We start from the raw sequence: 25,690 nt of genomic DNA on the forward strand, positions 1-25,690 counted from the left end.
CCCGTCGGTGTCCGGCTTGGATCGGTCGTGCCCGGGGCTACCATTTGGCGCCCTTCGGGGGTGGTGTAATGGCAACACAGCGGGTTCTGGTCCCGTTATTGAGGGTTCGAATCCTTCCCCCCGAGCGAGGGGCGGCGTCAGCCGCCACTCGGCCCCGTCGTCTAGCGGCCCAGGACGCTGGCCTCTCAAGCCAGTAACGCCGGTTCGAATCCGGTCGGGGCTACCAGCCACCCCCCACGGAACCGCCGTGGGGGGTGATCTACACGAGCCGAGCCAGGCCGTCAGTCCCCGCCCGGCGACAAGCCGTTCAGACCTTTCCGTACACGGGCACGGCGGCGCCGTTGATCACCGATGCCTCGGGGGAAGCCAGGAAGTCGATCACGGCTGCGATCTGCGAAGGTGTCGGCCAGTCGACGTAGGTGGCGAAGGGGACGATCTCCCGGAATGCGGGGGTGTCGATCAGCGACGGGAGCACGACGTTGGAGGTCACCTCGGAGTCGGTCACCTCCTCGGCGATGCTTCGGGCGAGAGCCACGACGCCGGCCTTGGCCACGTTGTACATCGACTGGCCGGCCGGTGGGTCGACCGCAGAACGGCTGCCGACCATCACGATCCTTCCCCACTCGGCCTGCCTCAGGTGGGGGAGGGCGGCGCGCGCCGCGTTGAACGATGGCCGCAGGTTGAGATCGATCATCCTCTCGAAGCGCACGTCGTCGGTGTCCTCCACGTCGCGACCGCCGGCCCAACCGCCGACCAGGCAGGCGAGGACGTTGATGACGCCGTATCGCTCGACGGTCTCGGTGACGAAGGCGTCCATGGCGGCAGAGTCCGAGCAGTCGACCCGCTTCAGCAGCAGCCGATCTTCGGGGAGGCCGAGGAGCTCCTCGACCTCGTTGGCCTCTTCGGGAACCAGATAGGTGATGGCCAGTCGGTGACCTCTCATCGACAGCCGCTGGGCCACCTCTCGGCCCAGACCGCCGGTACCTCCGGTGATGATGCTTACGGGGTGGTCCAAGTCCGCTCCTCGCCGCCTACTGCGGCATGGTACCGGTGTCGACCGAGTCTTCCCGGCCGGCGCTCAGTCCGGGATCGGAGTGGCCCGTACTCCGACCTCGGCGAGGGCCCCCATCATCTCCTCGGCCTGGAACGACTCCTCCATGGTCGCCACCCCGCGCACCGAGACCGAGCCGGTGGCCAGGAGGTGCGCCAGGGCGGTGGTGGGGAAGGCCGTGGTGCGGGCCAATGCCGAGAAGGTGCCGTCATGGCGGTCCTCCACCTGGTGGCCGACCACCCGGCGCCGACCGCCCCGGTCGGCGACTGCCCACACCCTCACCAGCACCACGTCTTCGGCTCCGCGAGGCAGGTGTTGCGCCAGTGCCTCGAGAAGGACGCTCCTCGGGGCGACCCCGGTGCCGGGCTGAGGATCCTCGTCGAACAGCCCCACCTCGAGCATCGCCCGCATGATCGCTGCGTGGCCAGGGAATCGCAGGGTCTTGTAGTCGAGCGACGCGACCCGACCCTCCCAGCGATCGGGGAGCGACGACGACCCGCCCGCCGTGTGGAACGCCTCGAGCGGCCCCCATCCCTCCCAGGCGATCTCTTCGATCTCGGTCAGGGGCTCCACCTCTTCGCGCACACCGCCGTGCAGCACCTCACACGGTTCGGCGTACTCGTTGATCAGCCCGGCGGGGTTGAATGCCAGCTGGTAGCCGAGGGCGCCTCTCGGATGGGCGGGGAGGGCGCCGACGCGCAGCCGCACCTCGTCGATCGGCCCTTCCCCGATGGCCTCCACTGCGCCCGTCGCCAGCACGTTGGCCATCCCCGGAGCCAGCCCACAGTCGGGTATCACCGCGATCCCGGCCTCCCTCGCCGCTGCGTCGAGGCTGCGCTGGGCGGCGACGATGCTGGGGTTGCCACCGAAATCCAAGTAATGGGTGCGGGTGTCGACCGCAGCCGATGCGATCGCCATGCCGAACGAGTAGGGGAGGGCCGACACGACGATGTCATGGGGGTCGAGCATCCGGCGGACCGCATCACCGTCGCGGGCATCCAACTCGGCCGGTGTGGCTCCGGCGACTTCGGCTGCCGCCGACGCCGCCGTCAGGTCCTGGTCGGCGACGGTGACTTGGTGGCCGCGTCGCGCCATGTCCCAGGCGGCAGCGGTGCCGACGATCCCACCTCCGAGGACGATGGCGCTGCTCATCGATTCAGGATAGGAATGTCGCCAGCCATGCCCCGTCGCGGTGGGATCGGGCCGCCTCCAGATCGGACGGCGTGTCGATCTCGACGGCGGTGGCGGCACCGATCATGACCAGGGGGTTGCGGTGGGCAGCGCGCCCGAGGTGACGGGCGAAGGAGCCCGGGCCGTAGGCGAACTCGAAGCTGCCCGACCCGGCAACCAACTTGGTGCCGCCGTCACGCGACGGGGCCAGGACCAGGTGTCGCTCTGCGACCCCGAGAGACACGGTTCGCATGCTCTCGGCGGTGAGCAGGGGAAGGTCGCCATGGACCACAACCCACGACCCGTCAGCGGCGCCGATCACGGCGGATGCCGCGGCATCGAGGCCACCGCCGGGATCGGCTATCACCTCCAGCCCCAGTTCCGTGGCCCATGCCGCCACGGCGTCGTCGCCGGTGACGACTGCTGTCCGAAGCCCGGCTTGGGTGCAGGCCCGGGCCACGCGGGTTGCCACCCCCTTGGCCAGCGCGCTGCGTTCGTCGGGCGACAGCGCCGGATCGAGTCGTTCCTTCGCCAGGTCGAACGCCTTGAGCGGGATGGCAGCCAGCACCGGTGCAGCCTACGTCACCCCGGGTACCGGTATCGTGACCGGGCCATGGCCCGCAAGACCAAGATCATCGCCACCATCGGGCCGGCGTCCGCCACTGCCGAGATCGTGGCGGCGATGGTCGAGGCCGGCCTCGATGTCGCCCGGCTCAACTTCAGTCACGGGGACCACGACTCGCATCGAGCGGCCATCGGCTGGATACGCGATGCGGCCCGCGACCAGGGCCGCGCCGTGGCGATCCTCCAGGACATCCAGGGACCCCGGATCAGGGTGGGCACCTTCCCTGGCGGATCGATCGAGCTGGAGGTCGGGTCGCGAGTGTCGCTGGTCCCCGGACAGGGCGAGGGTGGTCCGGATCGGATATTCGTGCAGCACCTGGACTCGATCGAGCTCGGCCCGGGCAACCGGGTACTGGTGGCCGACGGCATGGTGGGTCTGCTGGTCGAGAAGGTCGGGCCCGGGGAGATCGTGGCGATCGTGGCCTCCGGTGGGGTGGTGGCCGACCACAAGGGGGTCGCCCTCCCCGGCGCCACCATCGGTCTCCCGGCGGTGACCGCCAAGGACGAGGTGGACCTCGCCTTTGGGCTGGAAGCCGGGGTCGACCTGGTGGCAGCCTCTTTCGTCACCAGCGGCGCCGACATCCGCTCGGTCAGGGCCATCGCCGGGGAAGTGCCGGTGATCGCCAAGGTGGAGCGGGTCGACGCCTATGAGAACCTGGCCGACATCCTGGCCGAGGCCGACGGCGTGATGGTGGCGCGGGGCGATCTCGGCGTGGAGATGGGGTTCGAGAAGCTCCCTCGGGTGCAGAAGGAGATCATCACCAGGACCCGAGCAGCGGGTGCGCTCTCGATCACCGCAACCGAGATGCTGGAGTCGATGGTGACCTCGGCCCGCCCGACCCGTGCCGAGGTCACCGACGTGGCCAACGCCGTGCTCGACGGTTCCGATGCGGTCATGCTCTCGGCCGAAACCGCCGTGGGTCGCTATCCGGTGCGCACGGTCGAGGTCATGTCCGCCATCTGTCGGGAGGCGGAGCAGACGCCCGGTTACCCGCAGCGGGTCACCGACGGATTCCTCGAGGACGACATCCCCTTTCCGACGGCGATCGCCCACGCCGCCGCAGAGACCGCCAGCGACCTCGGCCTGGCCACGGTGGTCGCCTTCACCGAGAGCGGCAACACCGCTCGGCTCGTGTCCCGATTCCGGCCCAACTCCCGCATCGTCGCCTTCACCCCGATCGAAGCCACCTACCGGCGTCTGGCTGCGGTCTGGGGGGTCACACCGCTGCTATTTCCGAGATACGCCTCTACCGATGAGATGATCGCCGAAGCGGAGAGGGTGCTCCTGGAGCGGAGTCTGGTGGTTCCAGGGGAGTGGGTGGCCATGGTCGCCGGGATCCCCCCCAACCAGCGTGCCTCCACGAACCTGCTCAAGCTGCACACGGTGGGTGGCACCTCGGCCGCGGTCTAGAGTGGCGCCGCGATGGGCAAGCCGATAGCGATTCACGACACCACGGTGATCGACGAAGTGGCCGTGATCGACACCGATCGCAGCATCACCGGTCAGGACGGAGCCGGATTCGCCACCCCCGATGAGGCCGCTGCCGGCGGCACGCTTCCCGCGGACCTTGCGGGGCGCCTTTTCGAGGGCGTCGACGGCCTCGAGAACGTCTTCGCCGCATCCAGCCAGGTCGTGTTGCGTCGTGGCCAGGGCTGGGATGACGACTCGCTGGAAGTGGTCCGGCAGATCATCACCGACTTCTTCGTGTTCTACGACGAAGCCTGATTCGAGGGCTCACTCCTCGACCAGCACCCCGATCCTCACCGTCACCGTCTCGCCGACCTCCAGCCAGGTGTCCGGGCCGGGAGAGTGTGCCCGCACCGTGCCAACCATCAGCGGATCGTTGACCTCGAACGGCGGACCCTCGGCGTAGACCAGGCCGAGGGTCTGCAGGGCCGCCTTGGCCTCGGCGATGGTCATGTTCCCCAGGTTGGGGACCTTGACCGGGCATGGGATCGGCTCGTACTGGACATGGTCCTCGGGGAGCTCACAGGGATGGACCAGGATCCTGATCGGATGGGGGTCGTACGTCCAGGTCCATTTGCGGGTCTTGACCGTGCCGTCGGGGTAGGTGATGGTCCGGGTGACGTCGGCGGTGAACCCGGCCTCGCCGTCGTCGGTCTCCTGGGGCTCGCCGGGGTTGACCGTCGGGTCTGGTTCGAGGTACTCGAACGGCTCGACCAGATTGTGCTTCTCCGAGGTCTCCGACTCGACGACGATCCCGCCGTTGTCCCCGAAGAACTTGACCGTGACGCTGTCATCCGTGTACTCGGTCTTGATGTAGATGCCGAACTCGGTGTCGTTGCGGAACACGACGTCGGGCGTCGGCCAACCCAGGGTCGCCTCACGAACCATGGGGTACCGCTTGATGTAGAGGCTGTGCGGGCTGTGGGCGATGTCCTCCAGACCGGACCAGAAGATTGCGTTGTACAGGGTGGTGGCGAACTGGCTCACCCCGCCGCCGATGTTCGCCGGATGGTCGCAGCAGTAGACGATCGGGCCGACGATGGCGCCGGCGGCGCGGTAGCCGTCCTCGACCGTCCTGCGTCCCACGTACTCGTTGAGCGAGAAGGTCTCGCCGGGCAGCACGATCGCCCCGTTCACCTCGTCGGCGATGCGGTGGATGTTGATGATCCGGTTGCGGTTCTTGGTGTCGCCGCAGCAGGGATAGAAGGTCGTGGCGGTGTAGAGCAGATTGCGGATCCCCAGGGCCTCGGCCTCGGCGGTGGTGAAGGTGGGCGGGGTCCCATCCCGCGTCGGCAGGGCGGCTGTGCGGGTCACCGATGTCGCCGCCTGCATCACCGAGTCGGGCAGGTGGCCGTCGTCCACGAGGAGGGCATTGTGTCCGGGGAGGATCAGCGGCACGTCGTCGGGGCGAATCACGATCTGGGCGTCGACCGGTTCGGTCTCCACGTCTGCCCTGATCGGGTTCAGGTACTGGACCAGGGGCCCCACCTGGAAGAAGAGATCCACCTCGGGGTCGTCGGTGGGACCCGTGATCCTGCTGGCGATCGACTGCAGAAGGACTTCCGGCGGGATGGTCAAAGTGATCTCCGGGATGATCTTGGCGAGGGTCACCGGCCCGGAGACCAGGGTGCGCGCCCGGTCGACGGCGAGGTCGATGTCGGCATCCTGCAGAGACGGCGTGCGGAACTCGGTGACCGCCGTCACCGGCTGTCGCTGACCCAGTATCTCGGCCTCGATCAGGTCGGCGGTGGCGGCGAGCGCCAATCCGGTGCCGGCCTTCGGGTACACCGCGGCTATCTCCCCGCCGGTGACCGTGATCCCGCCCTCCTGTGGAGGATCGTTGATGGCCTGTCCCTCCCACATGGAGAGAAGCCCTTCGAGTGCCGGCCGGCTGTAGCTGCCCTCGATCTCGAGGCGATGGGTGCCGCCCCCGCCGAGGTGCCTAACCCACCAGTTCAGGTCGGACAGGAAGCCACCGGGGCGTCCGACCTGCATCGCCTGGGCCAGCAGAGCCTCCTCGTCGAGATCGAATCCCACCTGGGAAGGGAGCAGTGTGAACTCGGTGCCCTCGATGGTCACCAGGATCGGCTCGGCCCCGAGGGCGGCCTCGACCGACCGGATCGCAGCCAACGCCTCAGACTCGTCGAGACCGCCCAGTGACAGGTCGCCGACGGTGACCCTTCCCAGGACCTCACCCCTGTCGGAGGCTCGATCCATTGCGAACACCGCCCCGACCCACACCCAGAGGGCAATGGGCACGGCGGCGATCAGCAGGGCGAGACGGAGTGGCTTGGGCATGGTGGATCCCGGGGCTGGGATTGTAAGCCACCCTGGGAGACTCGGGTCGGGGCGGCGGGTAGGGGATACCATCGGCGGGAATGACGAAGTTCGGCCCGATCGAGTTTCCGGAGGTGCCGCCGGGCGAGCCGATGACGCTCAGCGCCACGGCCTATGTCGCATTTGAGCGGTGTCCCGAGCAGGCGGCGGGAAGGTTGCGCGGCGTGTACGGGCCCGAGTCGCGGGCGTCGTTCGTCGGAGGGCTCGCCCACCGTGTGTTCGCCCGCCACCTGTCGGGCGGCCCGATCGCCGAGACGGAGTTCCCGGCCGCCTGCCGTGAGGAGATCGGGACGTCGATGAACGCCAAGCTGGCGGGCCTGGGGTTGAAGCCGAGCCAGTTGGCGGAGGTGGTCGACGAGGTGGGTCGGCTGTACGAGCGTTTCAAGACCATGGGCATCGAAGGTTTCGTCGGCGCCGAGGTGATGCTCGAGGCTGAGCCGTCTCCGGGGGTGGTGCTCCGGGGTTCGGTGGACGCCGTCTTCGAGGACGAGGCCGGGGTGCGCCTCGTGGACTGGAAGACCGCTGGACTGGGGGACCCGGTCCCGCAGCTCTCCTTCTATGCGCTCCTGTGGACGCTGGCCCGTGGAGACATTCCTGGGAGGGTCGAAGCGCTGTCGGTGGGCTCCGGAGAGCGGATCGACGAAGTCCCGACCGCGGCGGGCCTTCAGGAGACTGCTGGGCGCGTGGCCCACATGGCCTCTGAGGTGAGGCGGATCTGGTCGCAAGGGGGATCCCTGGAGAGGATCGCCGGGCCCTGGTGTCGGTGGTGCCCGCTGCTCGCCGAGTGCTCGGAAGGCGCCTCTGCCGGCGCCATCCTCGGTGACTAGCCGGTGGCGCGGAACATCCCGCCCAGCGTCCCCCCCGCCGGCGGCTCCTTCTCGGCGCTCAGGGCGATGAGCCCCGTATCCCGGTCGGACCCCGAGAGCAGTCGTTCGAATGCGGCCACGACGTCGGGGTCGAACTGTTCACCGGCACATCGGCGAATCTCGGCCACGGCGGCCTTGGAGCCCACGGCGCCGGCGTAGGGGCGCACCGAGGTGATGGCATCGAAGGCGTCGGCGACCTGGACGATTCGCACCGCCAGCGGAAGCGTCCTGAGGTCGAGGCGGAACGGGTACCCGTCCGAGTCCATCCGCTCGTGGTGATACAGGACGCAGGCGGCCACCTCGGGATCGACGATGTCGGCGACCAGCCCATGACCGGCCTCTGGGTGGGTGCGCACAGTGCCCCACTCCTTGGCGGCGAGTCCCTCCGGCTTCCACAACACCTCCTCGGGCACGCCCAGCTTGCCGACGTCGTGGAGCAGGCCGCCCAGGTAGACGCGGTCCACCGAAGCGCCGGTCAGCCCGATCTCTGTGGCGACGGCGGCGGCGACGTGGGCGGTGCGCACTCCGTGGTCGGCCAGCTCCGGATCACGCATGCGGACCACGGCCAGCAGCTTGGCCACCACCGCCGACGCGATCTCTCCGACCGCTCCCGGGATCATCGCCGTACCCGCCCCTGTCTCGTGGTGGTGAGCATGGAGGCAGGTTACGGATGGGCGTGCCTGGCGTCGCGGATTTTCGCGTACTTCTAGGTGCCACCGCCCGGGGGATGCTTCGGTCGTGCCCTCCGTGCCACAATCGCCCGATGACCCACACGCCCCCGCCGGAGGCCCTGGCTGCCGTCCTGGAGAGCCTGGTGTCGCATCCCGGTCTGGGAGCGGCGGCCCTGAAGGCTAGGCGGCTCTTGGCCGAGCGAATGGGGCCGGCGTCTTCGGATCCGGACCGCCCCCTCGTGGTCGTCTTCATGGGGCCGTCGGGAACGGGGAAATCGACGCTGATCAACTCCCTTGCCGATCGAACGGTGACTGCGGCGGGTTCCCGGCGACCCACGACGACCGAGCCGGTGGCATGGACCGGTGGGCCGATGCCGCCGGTGCTCGATGGGATTCGCTCCCGGCTGCCGGGGCTCTTGGTGGAGACCCTGAAGTCTCCGCCCGGCGGCGTGGTGCTCATCGACTCCCCACCACCCGGAATCGGGGACGGGGACGGTACCTCGGTCGTCGAAGAGCTCATCGACGCCGCCGATGGCGTGGTGCTGGTGGCTTCTGCTCGGCGCTACGCCGACGAAGCCGGCCTGGCACTCGCCCGGAGGGCGAGGCGACGGGGTTCGTGGCAGGCGTTCGTCCTCAATCGCCTCCCGACCGCGCAGGAGGACCAAGGCCCGCTGGTCGCCGACTTCGCCGCCAAGCTGGCGCAGGCGGAGGTGATCCCTTCCGGCGATCCGGGGGTGGTGATCGCAGTCGAGGAGTTTCCCGCCGACGGCGGCTCCAGGCTCCCGGACGAGGCGGTGATCGGCCTGAGCAAGGAACTCGATCACCTGTGCGATCCGGTGGTGCGCCAGGAGGTGCTGCAGTCGGTGGCTGCCGGCGCCCGTCGCGAGCTGCATCGCCTGCTCGCCGGACTCCGGGCCGCCCTCGTCGATGCCGAGGCGGAGCGCGCCGCCCGGCTCGATGCAGCAGCTCTCGCCTACGCCGGCGCCGCGCGGACCCTGGCGGTGGCGATCGATGCGGGGGAGTACGCCCCGGGTTCGGATCCGGACGAGATGTTCGCGCTGATGGCGACGGCGGTCACCCGTCATGCCGGACGGGCGGCCCTGCGGACCGCCCACCGGTGGGAGGAGCTGGGCGATCGCCTACCGACCTCGATGTGGGTGCACGACCCGGAGACTCCCGGGCTAGCCGCGGAGAGGTTCGCCTGGTGGCAGGGCGAGGTGTTGCGGCGGGCCGGCGCCCATGGCCTGTTCTGGGGCAGACGCCGTCGGCGCCGGCTGATGGAAGCCCTCTGCCGGGCGGTGGCCGATCCTGCCGCCGCCGTCACGCCGGCGCAGGCCCGGCTGATCGATCGGCATCCAGGAGGTGCCGCTGCCGCCAGGGACTCGCTCCTTGGTGAGATCGAAGGCGTGCTCCAGGCCGATCGCGCCCGGTTCACGGGGTCGCTGGGAGGCCCGTCCCGGCCGGAGGCTCTCGAATCCCTCACCCTGGAGGCTGGATGAGCGACATCGTCGACCTGGTCGACGGGCTCGATCTGGTGGTGGCGCTCGCCGACGGAGGCTTGGCCGAGACCGACCTGGCGACGGCGCGTCGTGATGCGCTTCGGGCGCGCCGCGAGGTCGGCCACCTCGGGGCGACGCTCGTCGCCGCTCTCATCGGGGGCACCGGTGTGGGCAAGTCGAGCCTGCTCAACGCCATCGCCGGCGAGGAGGTCTCCACCACCGGATCGCTGCGCCCTCACACGGTCGAGCCGATCGCATGGGTCCCGAGAGACGCCGAACCGTCGCTGGTGGCGGCGCTGCACGCCATGGACGTCCGCAAGAGCGTGACCCAGGATCGCATCGCAGGGCTGGCCGTCGTCGACCTCACCGACGTCGACTCCCTGCGGCGGAGCCATCGCCGGCTCGTCGAGGGGGTGCTGCCGCTCGTGGACCTGCTCGTCTGGGTGTTCGATCCGTTGAAGTACGCCGACCCCGAGGTCCATGGCCAGTTGATCGCCCCCATGGCCGGCGCCTCCGGCCGGATGATCTTCGTGGTCAATCAAGTCGACCGGGTTCCGGACCTGGATCGTCCCGCGCTGGCGGAGCACCTCGAGTCGCTGCTCCTCGATGCCGGGCTCTCGGACCCGGCGGTGTTCCTCACCGCGGCAGCGCCTCCGGTGGGCACACCGCTGGGAGTGGACGACCTGGTGGCGCACCTCTCAGGCCGGCTCGACGAGAAACGGCTCCACCTGAGCCGGGCCGTGGAGGCGGTCAGGGACACGGCAGGCCGGGTGGCCGAGGCTGCGGGGGTGGCCGAGGTGGCGAGCCTCGACTTCGAGAATCGTTGGTCGGAGGCGTGCTCCGAGGTGATCGCGCTCGGCGGGCCCGGTTGCGGTCCGCATCGGGTCGAGCAGGCCCTTGTCGTCGTCGAGCGGATGGTGGCCAGGCTCTCGGTCGAGGCGGGCCGGACCTTCGGCGCTCGGATCCGGAGGGAGTGCCCGCCGGAATGGATCGAGCAGGGTGTCCGACGCGCTCTCGCCGCAGGAGGCGGCGAGGCGATCGCCGCCGAGCTTCAGCGGTCCATCGGCGCCCCGTTGCGCCTGCTGCTGTGGGAGCGTGCCGCTCTCGCCGCAGCCGTCGCCGGTTTGGCCGTGGAGACCGAAGAGGCGGGCTCCAGGCTGAGAGCCGGCAGGCGAACCTAGTCCCTGTCGGCACCGGACTCGGAGGGGTCCAACAGGCTCAGCCCGTCCGGGACCATCTCCAGAGAGAGACGGTCCACCCGTCCGAACGTCTCGCCGTCTGCCTCGAAGGCGACCGGCCCTTGGGCGACGACCTCGATGGAAGAGATCGGGTGCCAGGTGTTCACCCCGGCGATGCCGTCGGGGGAACGGCGCAGGCCGGTGGCTGCGATCACCCGAAGCAGGCGGAGAGGGTCGACTCGCTGCACGGCCAGGGCACTGGGACCGCCGGCAGGATGCAGCGACAGGGAGCGCCTCCCCAAGTATGTGAATCGTTCCCCCACCTGCGCGATCAGGGTCACCGCCTCCACGGTCTCGCCGTCGACCGTGGCCAGGAGTTCGGGACGCCTCCTGCTGAAGCGGCGGGCGGTTCGTAGGGCACTGGAGGCGTAGTGCCAGGCGCCTGCCCCCACCTTCTTGAGGGGCCTGCGATCGGACTCGGCGATGACCTCGGCATCGAAGCCCACGCCGGCGGCGAACACGGCGATACGGTCGAAAGACCCGCTGCCGGCAACGGCGTGGAGCCGGGCGACCGGAAGCAGGCGGATCCGATTCGACCCGGCCAGGACGCGCGCCGTCTTCCGGGCCGAGCGAGGATGCCCGGTCAGCCGGGCGAACACGTTGGTCGTGCCTGCCGGTATCACCGCCATGACGGCAGAGGAGCCGTGCAGTGCGTTGGCGACCCGATGGACGATGCCGTCGCCGCCCATGGCGGCGACCACCTCCACGCCCTCGCCGGCGGCCCTGGTGGCGGTCTCCTCGGCAGCCTCGGGTCCGTCGGGCCACACCGAGGTCACCCGGAAGGCCTCGCCGAGGATCCCCACCACCTCGCGGTGGGTCGACGAGTTGAAGCCCGAGGCTGCCGGGTTGGCGATCAGCAGCATGCTGCGCATTCGTCGAGGCTACCGGTGTGGTACTGCGGGTAGGCTCGGGTGGTGCGCAGGTTCGAGGATCGACGGCACGCTGGGCGCCTCCTGGGGTCGTTGCTCTCCCACCTCGCCGGGACCCGACCCGTGGTTCTGGGCATTCCCCGAGGAGGCGTCGTCGTCGCCGCCGAGATCGCAGATGCTCTCGGTGGCAGCCTGGGGGCCCTGGTGGCGGTGAAGGTGAGAGCACCGTTCAATCAGGAGCTGGCGATAGGAGCGGTGGCTCCCGGCGCCGAGCCGACCCTCGACCGCGGGCTTCTCGATCGTCTCGGCCTGTCACCGGCAGATTGTGACCGGGCGGTGGAGGTCGCCGTCGCCGAGGCCTCCCGCCGTCAGTCGGTGTTCGGGGCGGTGCCACCACTCGAGGGTGCCACCATCGTGGTCGCCGACGACGGGGTGGCGACGGGTGCCACGCTCGAGGCCGCCCTGGGCAGGGCCCGCGGCGGCCGGCCCGACCGCCTGGTGTGTGCCATCCCGGTGGGACCTCCCGACACGGTGGCGCGGCTGGCGGCCCTGGTCGACGAGATGGTGTGCCCGCTGCAGCCGGCTCGGTTCGGCGCCGTCGGAGAGTTCTTCGAAGACTTCGGTCAGGTGCCGGACGACGAGGTGCTCAGCCTGTTGGGTCGCCCACCGGCCTAGTTCGATCCTTCCCCGAACATGTGGATGGGGTGGGAACGGTTCATGTCACTGCCGCGTTGTACGTTGTGACCATGAAGAAGGAACGATCGATGAACGAAGCCGCCTTGTCCCTTTTCGTGCGTCTCCTCGACGCCGATGTGGTGGATCGCTGCCCGGAGCCCGGTTGCTCCTGGTGCCATCCGGCGGTGCCGGCAGCAGCCTGAGTGTCGCCGTGGCAGAGGCCGAGAGTTCGTTCGGCCGCTGTTACCTTGACACCGGTGGAGAACACCTGGCGGCCCACCAGACGCAGCGTCGCCTCGTGGGCCGTCTACGACCTGGCCAACACCATCTTCGCCCTCGGCGTCGGCTCACTCTTCTTCGCCGAGTGGCTCACCGACAACCGTTCGGGGCTGCCTTCCTGGCTTACCCGGGGCGACACCGCCGACCTGGCCCTCACGCTCGCCGTCGATGCCGCCATGGTGGTGGTCATCTTCTTGGGCCCGTGGATCGGCGCTCGTAGCGATCACCGCGGATCACGGCGCGGATACCTGATGCCCCTGACCCTGGTGGCCGTGGTGCCCACCTTCTTTCTCGCTTCGGTCGGCGTGGTGCCCTCGCTCATCCTGTTCTCGATCGCCCTGATCGGGTTCAACCTCGGCTCCGTGGTCTACGACGCCCTACTCCCCGAGGTCTCGACCCCGGCCAACGTGGGGTTGGTGTCCGGCTTCGGGATCGCCGTCGGCTACCTCGGATCGTTCATCGCCGTGGGCGTCGGGGCGCTGCTGCTCGACTCTCACGGCCCCGCCACGGTGTTCCGTGTGATCGCCGTGCTGTTCCTGGTCTTCGCCATCCCCACCTTCCTCTGGGTTCGGGAGCGCCCGCGGGTCGCCGAGGCGGGACCGCCGCCCGGGATCGGTTCCAGCGTGCGGCGGCTTGCCGCCTCGTGGAGACGCGCCCGCCTCCACCGAGGCGTGGCCCGCTTCCTGGTCGGGAGGTTCTTCTACACCGATGCCGTCAACACACTCATCGGCGGGTTCCTCACCATCTATGCCAAGGAGGAGTTGGGTTTCACCTCCGGCGAGCTCCAGGCACTGCTGACGGTGGCCATCACCACCGCAATACTCGGCGGGGCGGTGGGGGGCCGGTATGTGGACCGTTTCGGGCCGCGCCGGCTCCTCCACGGCGTCCTCTACGCCTGGATGGTGGCGATGTCGATGGGAGTCGCCGCCGGCGCCGCCGGGATCAAGGCATTGGCCTGGCCGCTCGGTGCCCTGGGAGGCGCCGCACTGGGTGCCACCTGGGCGGCGGATCGCGTCTACATGCAGCGGATCTCGCCGCCTCGGCATCTCGGGGAGTTCTACGGCCTCTACGCCACCGTCGGCCGGTTCGCCACCTTCCTCGGGCCGCTGGTTTGGGGGCTCATCGTCACCGCAGCCGGTCTGCCCCGAGAGGTCGCCCTGGGTGCACTCATCGGGTTCCTCGTCGTGGCACGCCTGATCCTGCAGGGGGTGGACGACTCCCCCCGCCAGTGGTCTGCATCCGACCTGGTGGCGGCCGGCTGAGGAGGTCCCGGGGTCACGGGCGACGCCGGCGGCGTCGGTTATCGACCGGCACCGCGACGGGCCATACTTGGGAGTCGACGACGCCAGGAGGACCGATGTTTCAGCCGTACCGACCAGAGCCGTACTCGGATTTCGCCGAGCCGGCGGCACGCGCCGCCTATGAGCTGGCCCTGGCCGGAGTCCGGGGGCGCTTCGGCGCAGAGTACGGCCTGGTGATCGCCGGCGAGACCGTGGTCACCGGTGACTGGATCGACTCGGTCAACCCGGCTCGTCCTGCAGAGGTGGTCGGTCGTGTGGCATCCGGCGGTGCTGCAGAGGCCGAGGCAGCCTTGGAGGCGGCGTGGGCCGCCTTCGCCGTCTGGTCGGCACTCGACGCCCTGGAACGCTCTCGCCTCGGGATGAAGCTGGCGGCGATCATGCGTCGTAACAAGTTCGAACTGGCCGCCATCGAGACCTTCGAGGCAGGCAAGAACTGGGCCGAAGCCGAGGCCGACGTGGCCGAGGCGATCGACTTCGTGGACTACTACGCCCGGCAGGCTCTGGAGATGGCCGAGCCCATCCCGGTGATGAGCGTGCCGGGCGAGGAGAACGAGTCGCACCTGGTTCCGATCGGTGCCGGGGTCGTCATCCCGCCGTGGAACTTCCCCGGGGCGATCCTGGTGGGAATGGCCATGGGCCCGGTCCTCGCCGGCAACACCGTCGTGGTCAAGCCGGCCTCCAACACGCCGGTCCTCGGTGCGCGCTGGATGGAGATGCTCGACGAGGCGGGGTTCCCGCCCGGGGTGGTCAACTATGTGCCGGGCCCGGGCGGCGAGATCGGCGACCTCCTGGTCGATCATCCTCGGACCCGGTTCATCAATTTCACCGGTTCCAAGGATGTGGGTCTCCGCATCGCCGAACGGTCGGCTCGGGTTCATCCCGGCCAGCGCTGGCTGAAGCGGGCCTTCATGGAGATGGGCGGCAAGGACGCCATGATCGTCGACGAGACCGCCGACCTCGCGGCAGCCGCCGCCGACGCCGTGCGGTCCGCCTTCGGGTTTCAGGGGCAGAAGTGCTCTGCGGCGTCACGCCTCATCCTGGTCGAGTCGGTCCACGACGAGGTGTTGGAGCGGGTGATCGCCGGTGTGGCGGCTCTGGAGATGGGCCCACCCGAGGAGAACAAGGCGGTGGGTCCGGTCATCTCGGCGGCACAGCACCGCTCGGTGCTCGCCGAGATCGCCTCGGGCAGAGACGAGGCCAGGCTGCTCGCCGGGGGGGAGGCGGTCGACATGGATGGTGGCTGGTACCTCCAGCCGACCGTCTTCGCCGGTGTCGACCCGAAGGCGAGACTTGCCCAGCACGAGATCTTCGGGCCGGTGCTCTCTGTGATCTCGGCCCGGGACTTCGACCACGCCCTGGAGATCGCCAACGGGACCGAGTTCGGGCTGACAGGTGGCCTCTACTCGCGTCGACGGGACCGGATCGACCGGGCGCGGCGCGAGTTTCGAGTGGGGAACCTCTACATCAACCGCAAGATCACCGGCGCCCTGGTCGGTGTGCAGCCCTTCGGAGGTTTCGACATGTCGGGTTCCAACTCGAAGGCGGGCGGACCCGACTATCTGCGGCTGTTCATGGAGATGAAGACCGTCTCCGAACGCTGGGTCTCCAGCTGAACCCCGGCCCCGCCGAGCCACCCGTCGTCGCCGGGTGCAATCCGTTGGCGACGCAGGGGTGCCCGGTACCCTCGCAGCGGTGAACACCAGCGGCGCCCCCGAACCGGCCGTCGAGGAGCGGAAGCCCCTCTCGGCGTGGCTGCTCGGTGGTTCCCGCAGCGACCGGCTGTGGCGACTCGCCTTTGCAGCCGCACTGGTGTGGTGGGTGTGGAACTTCACCCACACCTCGTTGCGCGTCCATCACGGTCTGGGGACCTCGGCGTACGACTACGGCCTCTACGACCAGGGAGTGTGGCTGCTCTCTCGACTCGAGGCGCCGTTCATCACGCTGATGGGACGCAACCTGTTCGGTGACCACGTCTCCCTGATCCTTGTGGTCCTAGTGCCGTTCTACTGGTTTCTTCCCGGCGCCGGGACCCTGTTCACTTTTCAGTCGATCGGGCTCGCCGGGGGAGCGATCCCGGTCTACCTGCTGGCGCGGCGTCTGCTGGGGAGCGAGCCGGTGGCAGTGTTGCTCGGCGTCGCCTTCCTTGCCAACCCTGCCCTGGGTGGCACCGCAATGGAGCAGTTCCATCCCGATTCGGCGTTGCCCTTGCTGTTCGGATTCGCCGTCTACTTCGCCGTCACCTCCCGATGGGGTCCTTACGCCGTGTTCGTGGTGCTGGCGCTCCTGGTCAAGGAGGACGTGGCCCTCCTGGTCATACCCCTGGGTGTCTGGGTGGCGTTCCGGCGGGACCGCACCATCGGTCTGGCGACGCTCGCCTTCGGTGTGGGGTCCCTCCTCTTCGGTATCGTCGTGCTGTTCGCACTGTCCGGAGTCGCCTTCCCCAACGCGTGGCGGATTCCTTTCGGAGGCGTGACCGGCCTCGTGGCGGCCACCCTGAGCCGGCCCGGTGAGGTATTCCGGTACTTGCTCGCCGACGGGCGACCCTGGTACCTGTGGCAGCTGACCGCCCCCTTTGCCGGTGTGTTCCTGTTCGCCCCCGAGATCGCAGCCGTGTCGGTGCTGGTGATCGTGAGCAACGTGATCAGCACCTTCGGGTACCAGCACATGATCGGCTTTCACTACACCGCCCCACTGCTGCCCGGACTCGCCCTGGGGACCGTGTGGGCGATCTCACGAATCCCTGCCGGCCGCTTTCGCAGAGGCGCGCTCACGGCGGTGGTGGTCATGAGCCTTTGGACCGGGTACCTGTGGGGGGAGTTCCCGTTCTCACGAGCCCCCGGCGCCCACTGGCCGCCAGATCAACCTTCGGCGGTGTGGGCCCGCGATCTGATGGATCTGGTCCCGGACGACGCCGTGGTGTCGGCTCACTGGTCGATCACACCTCACCTGGCTCATCGCCGGGAGATCTACATGTTCCCCACCCCGTTCTACGCCTTGTTGTACGGGCCGCAGGACCAGGTCGTCGCCCTGGAGGGCAGCAGGCTGCCTCAGGCCGACGGTGTCGAGTACGTGTTCATCCCGACGGATCTGGACGAGCGCGATGGCGAGGTGTGGGACCGGGAGCAGCCCGCGTTCCAGTTGGTTGCGTCGAACGAGGCCTGGCAGCTGTGGCGTCGCCGCTGAGCGCTCGCTTCGACAACGATCGGTAATGCTCGTGCCTTCCCGGACATTGGTGGGCGTGGAAGACCAGCCCTGGAGGGATCGGTTGCCGTCGGCGATCCGCCGCATCGGACCTTGGCGGCTGGCCCTGGCGCTCGTCATCGTCTGGTGGGTGTGGAACTTCACCCACACGATGCTTCGTACCCATCACGGGTTGGGCACCGGCAACTACGACCTCGGCCTCCACGAGCAGGGGGTATGGCTGCTGTCGCGGTTGGAGGCGCCGTTCGTGACCCTGATGGGCCGCAACCTGTTCGGCGATCACGCATCCTTCGTGCTGCTCCTGCTGGCGCCGGTCTTCCGGCTGTTCCCGGCGACCGGGACCCTGTTCTTCGTGCACGTCCTGGCACTCGCTGCAGGCTCCATCCCGGTGTGGCTCCTCGCCAGGCGCCTGCTGCAGAGCGAGGCGGCGGCGACGGTCCTCGCCGTCGGCTACCTCGCAGGCCCGGCCCCCGGGGGAATCTCCCTGGAGCACTTCCATCCCGACGCCTTCCTTCCCTTCCTGGTGGGGATGGCGATCTGGTTCGCCCACGAATCGCGCTGGGCTCCCTACTGGGTGTTCGTCGCCCTGGCGCTGCTCGTGAAAGAGGATGTGGCCCTGGTCATGATCCCGGTGGGCGTCTGGGTGGCCTGGCGCCGAAACCGGCGGGTGGGCCTGGCCACGGTGGGGGCGTCGGTGGCGGCGTCCGCCGCCGGGATCCTGGTGATCTACGCCCTCACCGGAGTCGCCTTCCCCAACTCGTGGAGGTTGCCCTTCGGCGGCTTCGCCGGCCTGCTCGCCGCCACCCTCACCCGACCGTGGGAGGTCGTCGCCCATGCCTTCGAGGGCAGGCGTCTCGACTACCTGTGGCAGCTCACCGCATCGTTCGGCGGGATCTTCCTCAGGGCACCCGAGATCGCCCTCACCTCATCGCTGGTGCTGGCGAGCAACCTGTTGAGCACCTTCCCCTACCAGCACGACATCGAGTTCCACTACACGGCGGCGGCGCTTCCCGGTCTCGCCATGGGAACGGTGTACGCCGTGGGACGCTTCCGGGCGGCGATCAGGCCTTTCGTGCTGGGATTCGTGCTCTCTGCGGCGATGGTCTCGGGATACCTCTGGGGCGACTTCGCCTTCTCGCGGGCTCCGGAACTGAACTGGTATCCCGATCACCCGAACGCCGTGGCCGCCAGGGAACTGATCCCCCTGGTTCCCGGGGACTCCTCGGTGGCGGCACATTGGTCGATCACCCCACACCTGGCTCGCAGGCGGGAGGTCTACATGTTCCCGACGCCGTTCTCCGCCCTGCTCTACGGTCCGCCGGGGATGGCATCACAGCGGGCGCTCGAGGGGATGAGGCTGCCCCAGGCCGACACCGTGGAGTACGTGTTCATCTCGATCGAGATGGACGAGGAACAGGCGGCGGTGTGGGCGCAAGAGCGGGACGCCTTCGAACTGGTGGCCGGCAGTGGACCGTGGGAGCTGTGGCGGCGGCGTTGACGCCTCAGGTGCGGTAGCCGGCCACGAAGGCGGCGATGGCGACGAAATGGGTGGCTGCGGCGGCGACCACCAGCACGTGAAACGCCTCGTGGTAGGAGAAGACCCGTGGCCACAGGCGGGGCCGCTGCGTCACCAGGAACACCATCCCCACCGTGTACATGACCCCGCCCGCCCCGATGAGGATCAGAGCCGTAGCCGGCAGCCGTTGGCCCAGTGGCCAGAGGATGAAGATGGCCAGCCAACCCTGGGTGGTGGATAGGGCCACCGACACCCAATGACGCCCCACCTTGGTGCGGGCCTTGAGGGCGGCACCGATGGCGACGATGCCCCACTGGATCAGCAGGGTCGCCGGCCGCAGCCAGCCGTCGAGGACGATCACCGCCAGCGGTGTGAATGTTCCCGCCACCAGCACATGGATCATCGTGTGGTCCAGCTTTTGCATTCGCTTCTTCCACTTCTCACCCCAGGGGATCGAGTGGTACAGCGACGAGGTGGTGAACAGCGCCACCAGGCTGAGGCCGAAGGCCAGCAGCGAGAGCCGGTGGGCTGCGGTTCCCGGGCTGAGCACCGTGAGCAGCACTCCGCCGACCAGGAAGGCCAGGGCGGCTCCACCGTGGAGGAAACCGCGTACCGGGTGGGTCATCTTGCCGAGGCGGGCCCTCTCGTGCGGCTCCATGCGGCAACCGTACCGTCGGGACGGGATTATCGGGGGATCAACCGCCGATGTAGGACATCTCGACCTTCTCCCAGCCGCTGGTCGCCGCCGAGCGGATCTCCGAGTACCGATCGGAGCGAGAGGTCCAGACGGCGGCGATCGCCGCAGCCATCTCGGCTTCGTCGGCACCCGAGCGAAGCGGGGTGCGCAGGTCGGTTCCCTCGCCGGCGAAGAGGCAGGTGAATAGGAGGCCCTCGGCGGAGAGCCGCGCCCTGGTGCATCCTCCGCAGAACGGACGCGACACCGAGGCGATCACCCCCAACTCGCCGGCTCCGTCCCGGTACCTGAAGCGGCTGGCCACCTCCCCGGGGTAGGCAGGAGGAATCGGTTCGATCGGGAACACCTCGCCGATGATGCGCAGGATCTCGGCGGCGGTGACCACGTCGTCGAGTCGCCAGCCGTTGGTGTGGCCGACGTCCATGTACTCGATGAAGCGGACGATGTGGCCGGTTCCGCGGAAGTGGCGTGCCATCTCCAGCACCCCGGCGTCGTTGACCCCGCGTTTCACAACTACGTTCACCTTGATCGGCCCCAGCCCGGCGGAGGCGGCGGCGTCGATCCCGTCGAGGACCCGCTTCACCGGGAATCCGACGTCGTTCATCGCCATGAACACTCCGTCGTCGAGGGAATCCAGGCTGACTGTCACCCGGCGCAGGCCGGCGGCGGCGAGAGCGCCCGCCTCCCGCCCGAGGAGAGCACCGTTGGTGGTGAGGGTGAGGTCGTCGATCCCCTGCACCTCGGCCAGCATGGCCACCAGGTCGGGAAGCCCCCGGCGAAGCAGGGGCTCGCCCCCGGTGAGCCGGACCTTGGTGACCCCGAGGCGCGCCGCCGCCCGTACCAGGCGGGCGATCTCCTCGAACGAAAGCAGCAGGTCACGCCCCAGGAAGGGGTGGTCGCGTCCGAACACCTCCTTGGGCATGCAGTAGGTGCAGCGGAAGTTGCAGCGGTCGGTCACCGAGATCCGAAGATCGCGCAGTGGTCGTCCCAGGGTGTCGATCGGGCCGGTCATGAGGCCTCTGTGTACCGCAGATGGGAGACCACGGTGCCGCGCTCGTCGAGGAGCAGGGCGATGTCGCCCTGATTGCCCCACACCGGCTCCTCGGAGCACCAGTAGAGGTCGGTGGGCGTCGGGGTCCCACAGCCGGATCGGACCAACACCGTGGCACCCGACTCCAGGACGAACCCGCTCGGAAACCGGAAGCGGTGGCTGGAGGTTCCGTCGCGCAGCACCCATCCGGTGAGGTCGATCGGCGGCCCGCCGTTGGTGACGGCGGCGAACTCTGCATTGGGGCTGTCCTCGTCGCGACCCGGCGGGTCTGCCTCGACGCTCCACACCCGCACATCGGGAAGGGGGATGGTCGCCCCACAGGCGTCTTCGGCCCACATGCCCAGCCGGCGCTCCGCCGCCTCGGACTCGGCCGCAAGGAACTCGGCGGCTCGGGGATGACCGAGGGTGGCGATGGCCGAGCCGCTCTGGATCGCCGACAGGTTGAGGTCGGTGTCGCCCGAGGTGGCGAACGACAGGATCCGTCCGAACCTGTCTCTTTCGGGTCCGACCAGACCGATGGAGCTGGCGATCGCTGCCTGAAGATTCTGTGCCGAGCGGTCGGCATGACACTCGCCTCGTTCCGGGGCGTCGATTCCGATCAGGCGAACCCGCTCTTCGATCCCGTCGATCTCGACCAGCAGGGAGTCGCCGTCTTCCACGCGCACCAGGGAAGCCACCTGATCGGCGGCACGGGGAACGGTGGAGGCGGTCGGGGCGGCACCGGCGGAACACGCCGCCACCAGGACGAAGACGGCGGTCGACCTCATCGGGCGACGCTACCGCATCGGCGGCCGGACCCCACACCGTGGCACCTGACGGCGACGCCGGCGGCGTACCCGGACGACCTCTGGCAGAATCCGGGCCTCAGGCGAGGAGATCGGTGATGCCTCAGGTGCGGGTCAACGGGAACATGCTGTACTACCGCGAGATCGGAGAGGGTCCGGCGGCGTTGTTCGTGCACGGCTTTCCTCTCGATCACGGGGTGTGGCTCGACCAGATGCGCGGCCTCGCCCACGTCCGGCGCTGCATCGCCCCGGACCTCAGGGGATTCGGGCGATCCGATCCGGTGGTCGACCAGACGCTCACGATGGAGATGCTCGCCGACGACCTGATCCAGGTCGTCGAGGCGCTGCGGATCGGACCGGTCGACCTGGTCGCCCTCTCGATGGGCGGTTACGTGGCCCTGGCACTGTTGGAGTTGCGTCCCGACCTGGTCCGCTCGGTGGCCTTGGTGGCCACCCGGGCTGGTGCCGACGGCGTGGAGGCGCGGGCGGGGCGCGACGCAATGGCCGCCCGGATCCTCGACGGCGGGCGTGCCTCGCTCGCCGACGAGCTGATGCAGGTCCTCCTCGGCCGCGATCCGACGCGACTTGCCCAGGCCCGGCTGCGGTCGATGGTGGAGTCGACCCGGTACGAGACCCTGCTCGGAGCCATCGAGGGGATGAAGGAGCGCCGTGACCGCCGCACCGTCCTCGGCAGGATCACCGTGCCCGCCGCCGTCATCGCGGGCGATGAGGACCGCCTGATCTCGCTCGACGAGATCAGGGAGCTTGCCGCAGGCATTCCCGGCGCCAGATTGGTGATCGTGCCCGGGAGCGGGCATCTGGTGCCGATCGAACACCCGGAGCCGGTCAGCCAGGCCCTCCTGGAGCTGTTTCAGGGCCGCAAGGTGGTCTGGCCCCGCTGAGCGAAGGTGCGGCCCTGAGCCCTGTCAGCCGGCCGAGTCGGCCTCGAATCCCCAGCGCAGCCGGCTGGCTCGCGCCTCTTCGACGTCGACCCGACTCAGCAGGAGGCCGCCGACCACGAAGAACACGACCAGGGACAGGATGGCCCCTCGTGACGAGCCGGTGATGCGATTCACGGCGAAGAAGATGAACGGGCCGATGATCGCCGAGAACTTCTCGAAGACGGCGAAGAAGCCGTAGAACTCGGCGGACGCCGCCTCCGGGATCATGGAGCCGTACAGCGAGCGGCTCAGCGCCTGGGTGCCTCCCAGCACCAGCCCGATCAGCCCGGCGAGGACGAAGAACGGGGCCGGCTGCCCGGCAGGGATGAAGAAGCCCCAGGCGAGCACTGCGCTCCACAGCGATATGGAGAGCAGGATCGCCGGCTTGGTGCCGTACCGGCCGGCAAGCCTGCCGAAGGCCAGGGCGCCGGCGACCGCTATCGCCTGGACCATCAGTATTCCCAGGGCCAGGGTCTCGGTCTCCAGGTCGAGGGTCTCCTTGGCGTAGAAGGGGGCGATGGCGATCACAGTCTGCACGCCGTCGTTGTAGAGGATGAAGGCGATCACGAACCGCAGGATCTGCTTGAACTCGCCGAGGCGCTTCGTGGTGGCGATGGTTCGCCTCACCCCTACGGTGAGGTAGGCCAGTGGACGCGGCCTGGCGGCGAGGTCGACCGGCAATGGCTGTGCCACGCCGGTCTCGCCGAGATGGGAGATGGCGAACAGGCCGAAGCCGAGCCACCAGAGCCCGGCGAAGCCCATTCCGATCCTGGCGGCGTCGATCTCGGCCAGACCCAGGTCCTCGTGGAACATGAGCATGATGAGGACGAGCAAGAAGTTGAGACCGCCCCCCATGTACCCGAAGGCGAAGCCCTTCGACGAGACCCGGTCGATGGTGTCGGGAGTGGTGATGTCGGGGAGGAACCCGTCATAGAAGACGATGGATCCGACGAATCCGGTCTGGGCGAGCAGGAAGAGGATGATCGCCAGCACCACGTCACCGGTTCCGATGAAGTACATGGAGGTGGCGAACACGGCGCCGAAGACGGCGAAGGCCCGCATGAACCTCTTCTTGGAGGCGGAGAAGTCGGCGATCGCCCCGAGCACAGGGCTGACCAGGAACACCAGGACCGCTCCGAAGCCGATCAGCAGGCTGCCCAGCTGTTCTCCGTCGACGACGAACCCGAAGAGGCGGTAGCCCTCTGCGGGGACGATCTCGTCGACGAGGAGGGCTGGGAAGAGAACGGCCACCGTGGTGGTGGTGTACGCCGAGTTCGCCCAGTCGTACAGCGCCCAACCGCGGATCGTGCGCCGGTCGTTCTTCGGTTGGGACGGCATCGGCCGCAACCCTAGGCGGTCGCGAAGCGCCGCGTCGTGCTCGCCGATGCGACCGGATGTCCCGGTTGTGGTCCCTGTCCACTTGGGACCTTCGGGTCCCTTGTCGGTGCCGTGTAGCCCTGGCGCGGCCAGCGGTCATCCAGCATCTTGTGAGCAGTTTCACGAGCCACCCCCGCCGGGGGTGGCGATCGAAGGGAAAGGGAAAGCAATGACTGTCACCCTGGAGCGGAAGCCCTCGGAGGTCGAGGAGCGGATTCCCCCGCTTCCCGAGCTGAGGGGTCTCTCGCCGCGACGGAGCCTGCTGCTCCTGGTGGCCGGCGTCCTGGCCATCACGGTCGGGCTCGGATCGGTCATCGGCGGAGCGGTCGGAATCGTGTACACGTGGGGACAGGCGGTCGAGCAGGGGATCGTCACCCCCGAAGACGCCTCCATCCCCAACACGCCGGTGCGCGGCCCGTTCACGATGAAGGCGCAGGCCGACATCATCGAGCATCACCAGCTCGATAGGACCGGCGGCCTCTACTACGCCGAGATGCCCCGTCAGGTGCAGGCGACGGATGCCGATGGCACCCTGCTGTTCGACGACACCGGAGAACCGGTGATGGTCAACAACGACGCCCGCACCTCATGGATCACCGCCACGACTCTGACCACGGTCCTCAACCTGGGGATCATGGCCTACGCCCTTGGCGCCTTCGCCATCGTCGTCGGCCTCTCGCTGCTGGCATCCGGGATCGTGTTCCTGGTGCTTCGCCGCACACTGGCGGCAGCGCCCGCCTGAGTGCCCATCGCCGGATCGAGTTGGGACCCCGGGTCCGCCCGGGGTCCCAACGTCTGGTGCGCGAGGTGGTCTGGCGGGAGGTCGTGCCGGGTTAGGATCGCCGGGCATGAGGCGGCGCACCCAGCAATCGCCCTCGCCGGGCTGGGTGGTTCCATCCGGGACCCCGGCGTGACCGGGCCCCTCGCCGGGACCCTCGTGGTCGAGGTCGCCGCCATCGGTCCGGCCCCGTTCGCCTCCATGGTCCTCGCCGACCTGGGCGCCGGCGTGATCCGTCTCGAGAGGCCCGACGCGGTGGGCGACCCCCGGACCGACCCTCTCCTGCGAAGCCGGGCGGCGGTGATAGGGCTCGACCTGAAGGCGCCCGGCGGGGTCGAGCGCGCCCTGAGCCTCATCGACCACGCCGACGTGCTCATCGAAGGGTTCCGCCCCGGAGTCGCCGAGCGGCTCGGCATCGGCCCCGAAGACTGCTTGTCGCGCAACCGGCGGCTGATCTACGGGAGGATGACCGGCTGGGGTCAGACCGGGCCTCGATCCGGAGAGGCGGGCCATGACATCGACTACGTCGCCGTCGCCGGGGCCCTCCACCCGATCGGACCCTCCGCCGAGCCTCCTCCACCGCCCCTCAATCTGGTCGGTGACTTCGGCGGGGGTGGAATGCTGCTGGTGGTGGGGGTACTCGCCGCCCTCTTGGAACGGGGGCGATCGGGTCGAGGCCAGGTCGTCGACGCCGCCATGGTGGACGGGGCCGCTCTTCTCACCACGATGATCCACGGGATGGCCGCCACGGGGCTGTGGTCGGATGAGCGTCAGGACAACCTCCTCGACGGTGCCGCTCCCTTCTACCGCTGCTACCGGACCTCGGATGGGCGGTTCATGGCGGTGGGGGCACTCGAGCCCAGGTTCTACGCCGAACTGCTCGATGGCCTCGGCCTGGCGGAGGCGGGCCTTCCCGCCCAGTACGACCGTTCGGGGTGGCCGGTTCTCGCCCAACGGTTCGCCGAGGTGTTCTCCGGCAGGACTCGATCCGAGTGGACCGCCGTCTTCGAGGGAGGCGACGCCTGTGTCGCACCAGTCCTCGCCCTCTCGGAGGCGCCGGTCGATCCCCACATGGTGCAGCGCAACGCCTTCGTCTCGGTGGAGGGCGTGTTGCAGCCTGCCCCCGCTCCGCGCTTCTCCAGGACGCCCGCAGCTGGTCCGGCGGCGCCCGTCTCCGGTGCCGCCGCCGTCGGGGCCCTGCGGGCGATCGGTCTCACCGATGACGAGGTGGCCGTGGTGATGGGCGAGAAGAGTCCGGGCCCCTCGACGGGTAGATTCCCCGAATGAGCCAGACCGCTG

Annotated in this window: 24 protein-coding genes and 2 tRNA genes; 16 read left to right on the top strand and 10 right to left on the bottom strand. The window is 69.1% G+C overall.

Going from position 1 to position 25,690, the window contains the following annotated elements:
- The first annotated feature begins 54 nt into the window (after positions 1–54).
- Positions 55–125 (top strand) — tRNA-Gln (locus QY307_10595).
- Between the two features lie 25 nt (positions 126–150).
- Positions 151–226, top strand: a tRNA-Glu gene (locus tag QY307_10600).
- Between the two features lie 81 nt (positions 227–307).
- Here QY307_10600 and QY307_10605 read toward each other — a convergent pair.
- The 3 genes from QY307_10605 to cofC form a co-directional block, all read right to left on the bottom strand.
- Complete coding sequence (locus QY307_10605) at positions 308–1,015, bottom strand: SDR family NAD(P)-dependent oxidoreductase (protein WKZ82515.1); 708 nt, start codon at positions 1,013–1,015, stop codon at positions 308–310.
- Between the two features lie 63 nt (positions 1,016–1,078).
- Positions 1,079–2,203, bottom strand: a complete 1,125-nt coding sequence (locus QY307_10610) for an FAD-dependent oxidoreductase (protein WKZ82516.1) — start codon at positions 2,201–2,203, stop codon at positions 1,079–1,081.
- A gap of 4 nt (positions 2,204–2,207) precedes the next feature.
- Complete coding sequence (cofC, locus tag QY307_10615; GenBank protein ID WKZ82517.1) at positions 2,208–2,789, bottom strand: 2-phospho-L-lactate guanylyltransferase; 582 nt, start codon at positions 2,787–2,789, stop codon at positions 2,208–2,210.
- 45 nt (positions 2,790–2,834) lie between these two features.
- Between cofC and pyk the strand changes: the two genes are divergently transcribed.
- Positions 2,835–4,256, top strand: a complete 1,422-nt coding sequence (pyk, locus tag QY307_10620) for a pyruvate kinase (protein ID WKZ82518.1) — start codon at positions 2,835–2,837, stop codon at positions 4,254–4,256.
- Between the two features lie 12 nt (positions 4,257–4,268).
- Positions 4,269–4,571, top strand: coding sequence for a hypothetical protein (locus tag QY307_10625; protein ID WKZ82519.1), 303 nt, complete (start codon positions 4,269–4,271; stop codon positions 4,569–4,571).
- Positions 4,572–4,580: 9 nt separating this feature from the next.
- Here the strand turns inward: QY307_10625 and QY307_10630 are convergent, their stop codons facing one another.
- Positions 4,581–6,611: a VanW family protein gene (locus QY307_10630; GenBank protein ID WKZ82520.1), complete on the bottom strand. Its 2,031-nt coding sequence runs from the start codon at positions 6,609–6,611 to the stop codon at positions 4,581–4,583.
- Positions 6,612–6,691: 80 nt separating this feature from the next.
- Between QY307_10630 and QY307_10635 the strand changes: the two genes are divergently transcribed.
- The gene (locus QY307_10635; protein WKZ82521.1) at positions 6,692–7,477 is read left to right on the top strand and encodes a PD-(D/E)XK nuclease family protein; all 786 of its coding nucleotides are present in this window, start codon (positions 6,692–6,694) and stop codon (positions 7,475–7,477) included.
- On the opposite strand, the gene QY307_10640 is transcribed toward QY307_10635, so the two are convergent.
- Entirely contained in the window at positions 7,474–8,136 is a 663-nt protein-coding gene (locus tag QY307_10640) for an HD domain-containing protein (GenBank protein ID WKZ82522.1), read from the bottom strand. The two genes, QY307_10635 and QY307_10640, sit on opposite strands and share 4 nt — an antisense overlap.
- A 143-nt stretch (positions 8,137–8,279) precedes the next feature.
- On the opposite strand from QY307_10640, the gene QY307_10645 reads away from it, so the two are divergent.
- Positions 8,280–9,686, top strand: a complete 1,407-nt coding sequence (locus tag QY307_10645; protein WKZ82523.1) for a 50S ribosome-binding GTPase — start codon at positions 8,280–8,282, stop codon at positions 9,684–9,686.
- Positions 9,683–10,867: a hypothetical protein gene (locus QY307_10650; protein ID WKZ82524.1), complete on the top strand. Its 1,185-nt coding sequence runs from the start codon at positions 9,683–9,685 to the stop codon at positions 10,865–10,867. Before QY307_10645 ends, QY307_10650 begins: the two co-directional genes overlap by 4 nt.
- Here QY307_10650 and QY307_10655 read toward each other — a convergent pair.
- Entirely contained in the window at positions 10,864–11,796 is a 933-nt protein-coding gene (locus QY307_10655; GenBank protein ID WKZ82525.1) for a diacylglycerol kinase family protein, read from the bottom strand. The genes QY307_10650 and QY307_10655 overlap by 4 nt on opposite strands.
- Positions 11,797–11,838: 42 nt before the next feature.
- Here QY307_10655 and QY307_10660 point away from each other — a divergent pair, with 42 nt between their 5' ends.
- The 6 genes from QY307_10660 to QY307_10685 all read left to right on the top strand — a co-directional run bounded on the left by QY307_10660 (position 11,839) and on the right by QY307_10685 (position 18,747).
- Positions 11,839–12,468, top strand: coding sequence for a phosphoribosyltransferase family protein (locus QY307_10660; GenBank protein ID WKZ82526.1), 630 nt, complete (start codon positions 11,839–11,841; stop codon positions 12,466–12,468).
- A 71-nt stretch (positions 12,469–12,539) separates the two neighbouring features.
- Entirely contained in the window at positions 12,540–12,671 is a 132-nt protein-coding gene (locus QY307_10665; GenBank protein ID WKZ82527.1) for a hypothetical protein, read from the top strand.
- 54 nt (positions 12,672–12,725) lie between these two features.
- Complete coding sequence (locus QY307_10670) at positions 12,726–14,009, top strand: MFS transporter (GenBank protein ID WKZ82528.1); 1,284 nt, start codon at positions 12,726–12,728, stop codon at positions 14,007–14,009.
- A 95-nt stretch (positions 14,010–14,104) separates the two neighbouring features.
- Positions 14,105–15,661, top strand: a complete 1,557-nt coding sequence (pruA, locus tag QY307_10675) for an L-glutamate gamma-semialdehyde dehydrogenase (GenBank protein ID WKZ82529.1) — start codon at positions 14,105–14,107, stop codon at positions 15,659–15,661.
- Positions 15,662–15,740: 79 nt separating this feature from the next.
- On the top strand, positions 15,741–17,231 hold the full coding sequence (locus QY307_10680) for a DUF2079 domain-containing protein (protein WKZ82530.1): 1,491 nt from the start codon (positions 15,741–15,743) through the stop codon (positions 17,229–17,231).
- Between the two features lie 55 nt (positions 17,232–17,286).
- Entirely contained in the window at positions 17,287–18,747 is a 1,461-nt protein-coding gene (locus QY307_10685) for a DUF2079 domain-containing protein (protein ID WKZ82531.1), read from the top strand.
- A gap of 4 nt (positions 18,748–18,751) precedes the next feature.
- Here the strand turns inward: QY307_10685 and QY307_10690 are convergent, their stop codons facing one another.
- Genes QY307_10690 through QY307_10700 form a run of 3 tightly spaced genes read right to left on the bottom strand, consistent with a single transcriptional unit; the run spans position 18,752 to position 21,277 of the window.
- Positions 18,752–19,423 (bottom strand): hemolysin III family protein, encoded by a 672-nt coding sequence (locus QY307_10690; protein ID WKZ82532.1) that lies wholly within the window; start codon positions 19,421–19,423, stop codon positions 18,752–18,754.
- A 37-nt stretch (positions 19,424–19,460) separates the two neighbouring features.
- Entirely contained in the window at positions 19,461–20,471 is a 1,011-nt protein-coding gene (moaA, locus tag QY307_10695) for a GTP 3',8-cyclase MoaA (GenBank protein WKZ82533.1), read from the bottom strand.
- On the bottom strand, positions 20,468–21,277 hold the full coding sequence (locus QY307_10700; protein ID WKZ82534.1) for a lamin tail domain-containing protein: 810 nt from the start codon (positions 21,275–21,277) through the stop codon (positions 20,468–20,470). Before QY307_10700 ends, moaA begins: the two co-directional genes overlap by 4 nt.
- Before the next feature lie 116 nt (positions 21,278–21,393).
- Between QY307_10700 and QY307_10705 the strand changes: the two genes are divergently transcribed.
- Complete coding sequence (locus QY307_10705) at positions 21,394–22,197, top strand: alpha/beta hydrolase (GenBank protein WKZ82535.1); 804 nt, start codon at positions 21,394–21,396, stop codon at positions 22,195–22,197.
- Positions 22,198–22,221: 24 nt separating this feature from the next.
- Here QY307_10705 and QY307_10710 read toward each other — a convergent pair whose 3' ends face one another.
- On the bottom strand, positions 22,222–23,574 hold the full coding sequence (locus QY307_10710; protein WKZ82536.1) for an MFS transporter: 1,353 nt from the start codon (positions 23,572–23,574) through the stop codon (positions 22,222–22,224).
- A 208-nt stretch (positions 23,575–23,782) separates the two neighbouring features.
- On the opposite strand from QY307_10710, the gene QY307_10715 reads away from it, so the two are divergent.
- Together QY307_10715 and QY307_10720 are read left to right on the top strand one after the other, a co-directional pair.
- The gene (locus QY307_10715; protein ID WKZ82537.1) at positions 23,783–24,355 is read left to right on the top strand and encodes a hypothetical protein; all 573 of its coding nucleotides are present in this window, start codon (positions 23,783–23,785) and stop codon (positions 24,353–24,355) included.
- Positions 24,356–24,523: 168 nt separating this feature from the next.
- Complete coding sequence (locus QY307_10720) at positions 24,524–25,678, top strand: CaiB/BaiF CoA-transferase family protein (protein WKZ82538.1); 1,155 nt, start codon at positions 24,524–24,526, stop codon at positions 25,676–25,678.
- The last annotated feature ends 12 nt before the right edge of the window (positions 25,679–25,690 follow it).

Source organism: Acidimicrobiia bacterium, from assembly GCA_030584185.1.
GTDB lineage: Bacteria > Actinomycetota > Acidimicrobiia > Spongiisociales > UBA11373.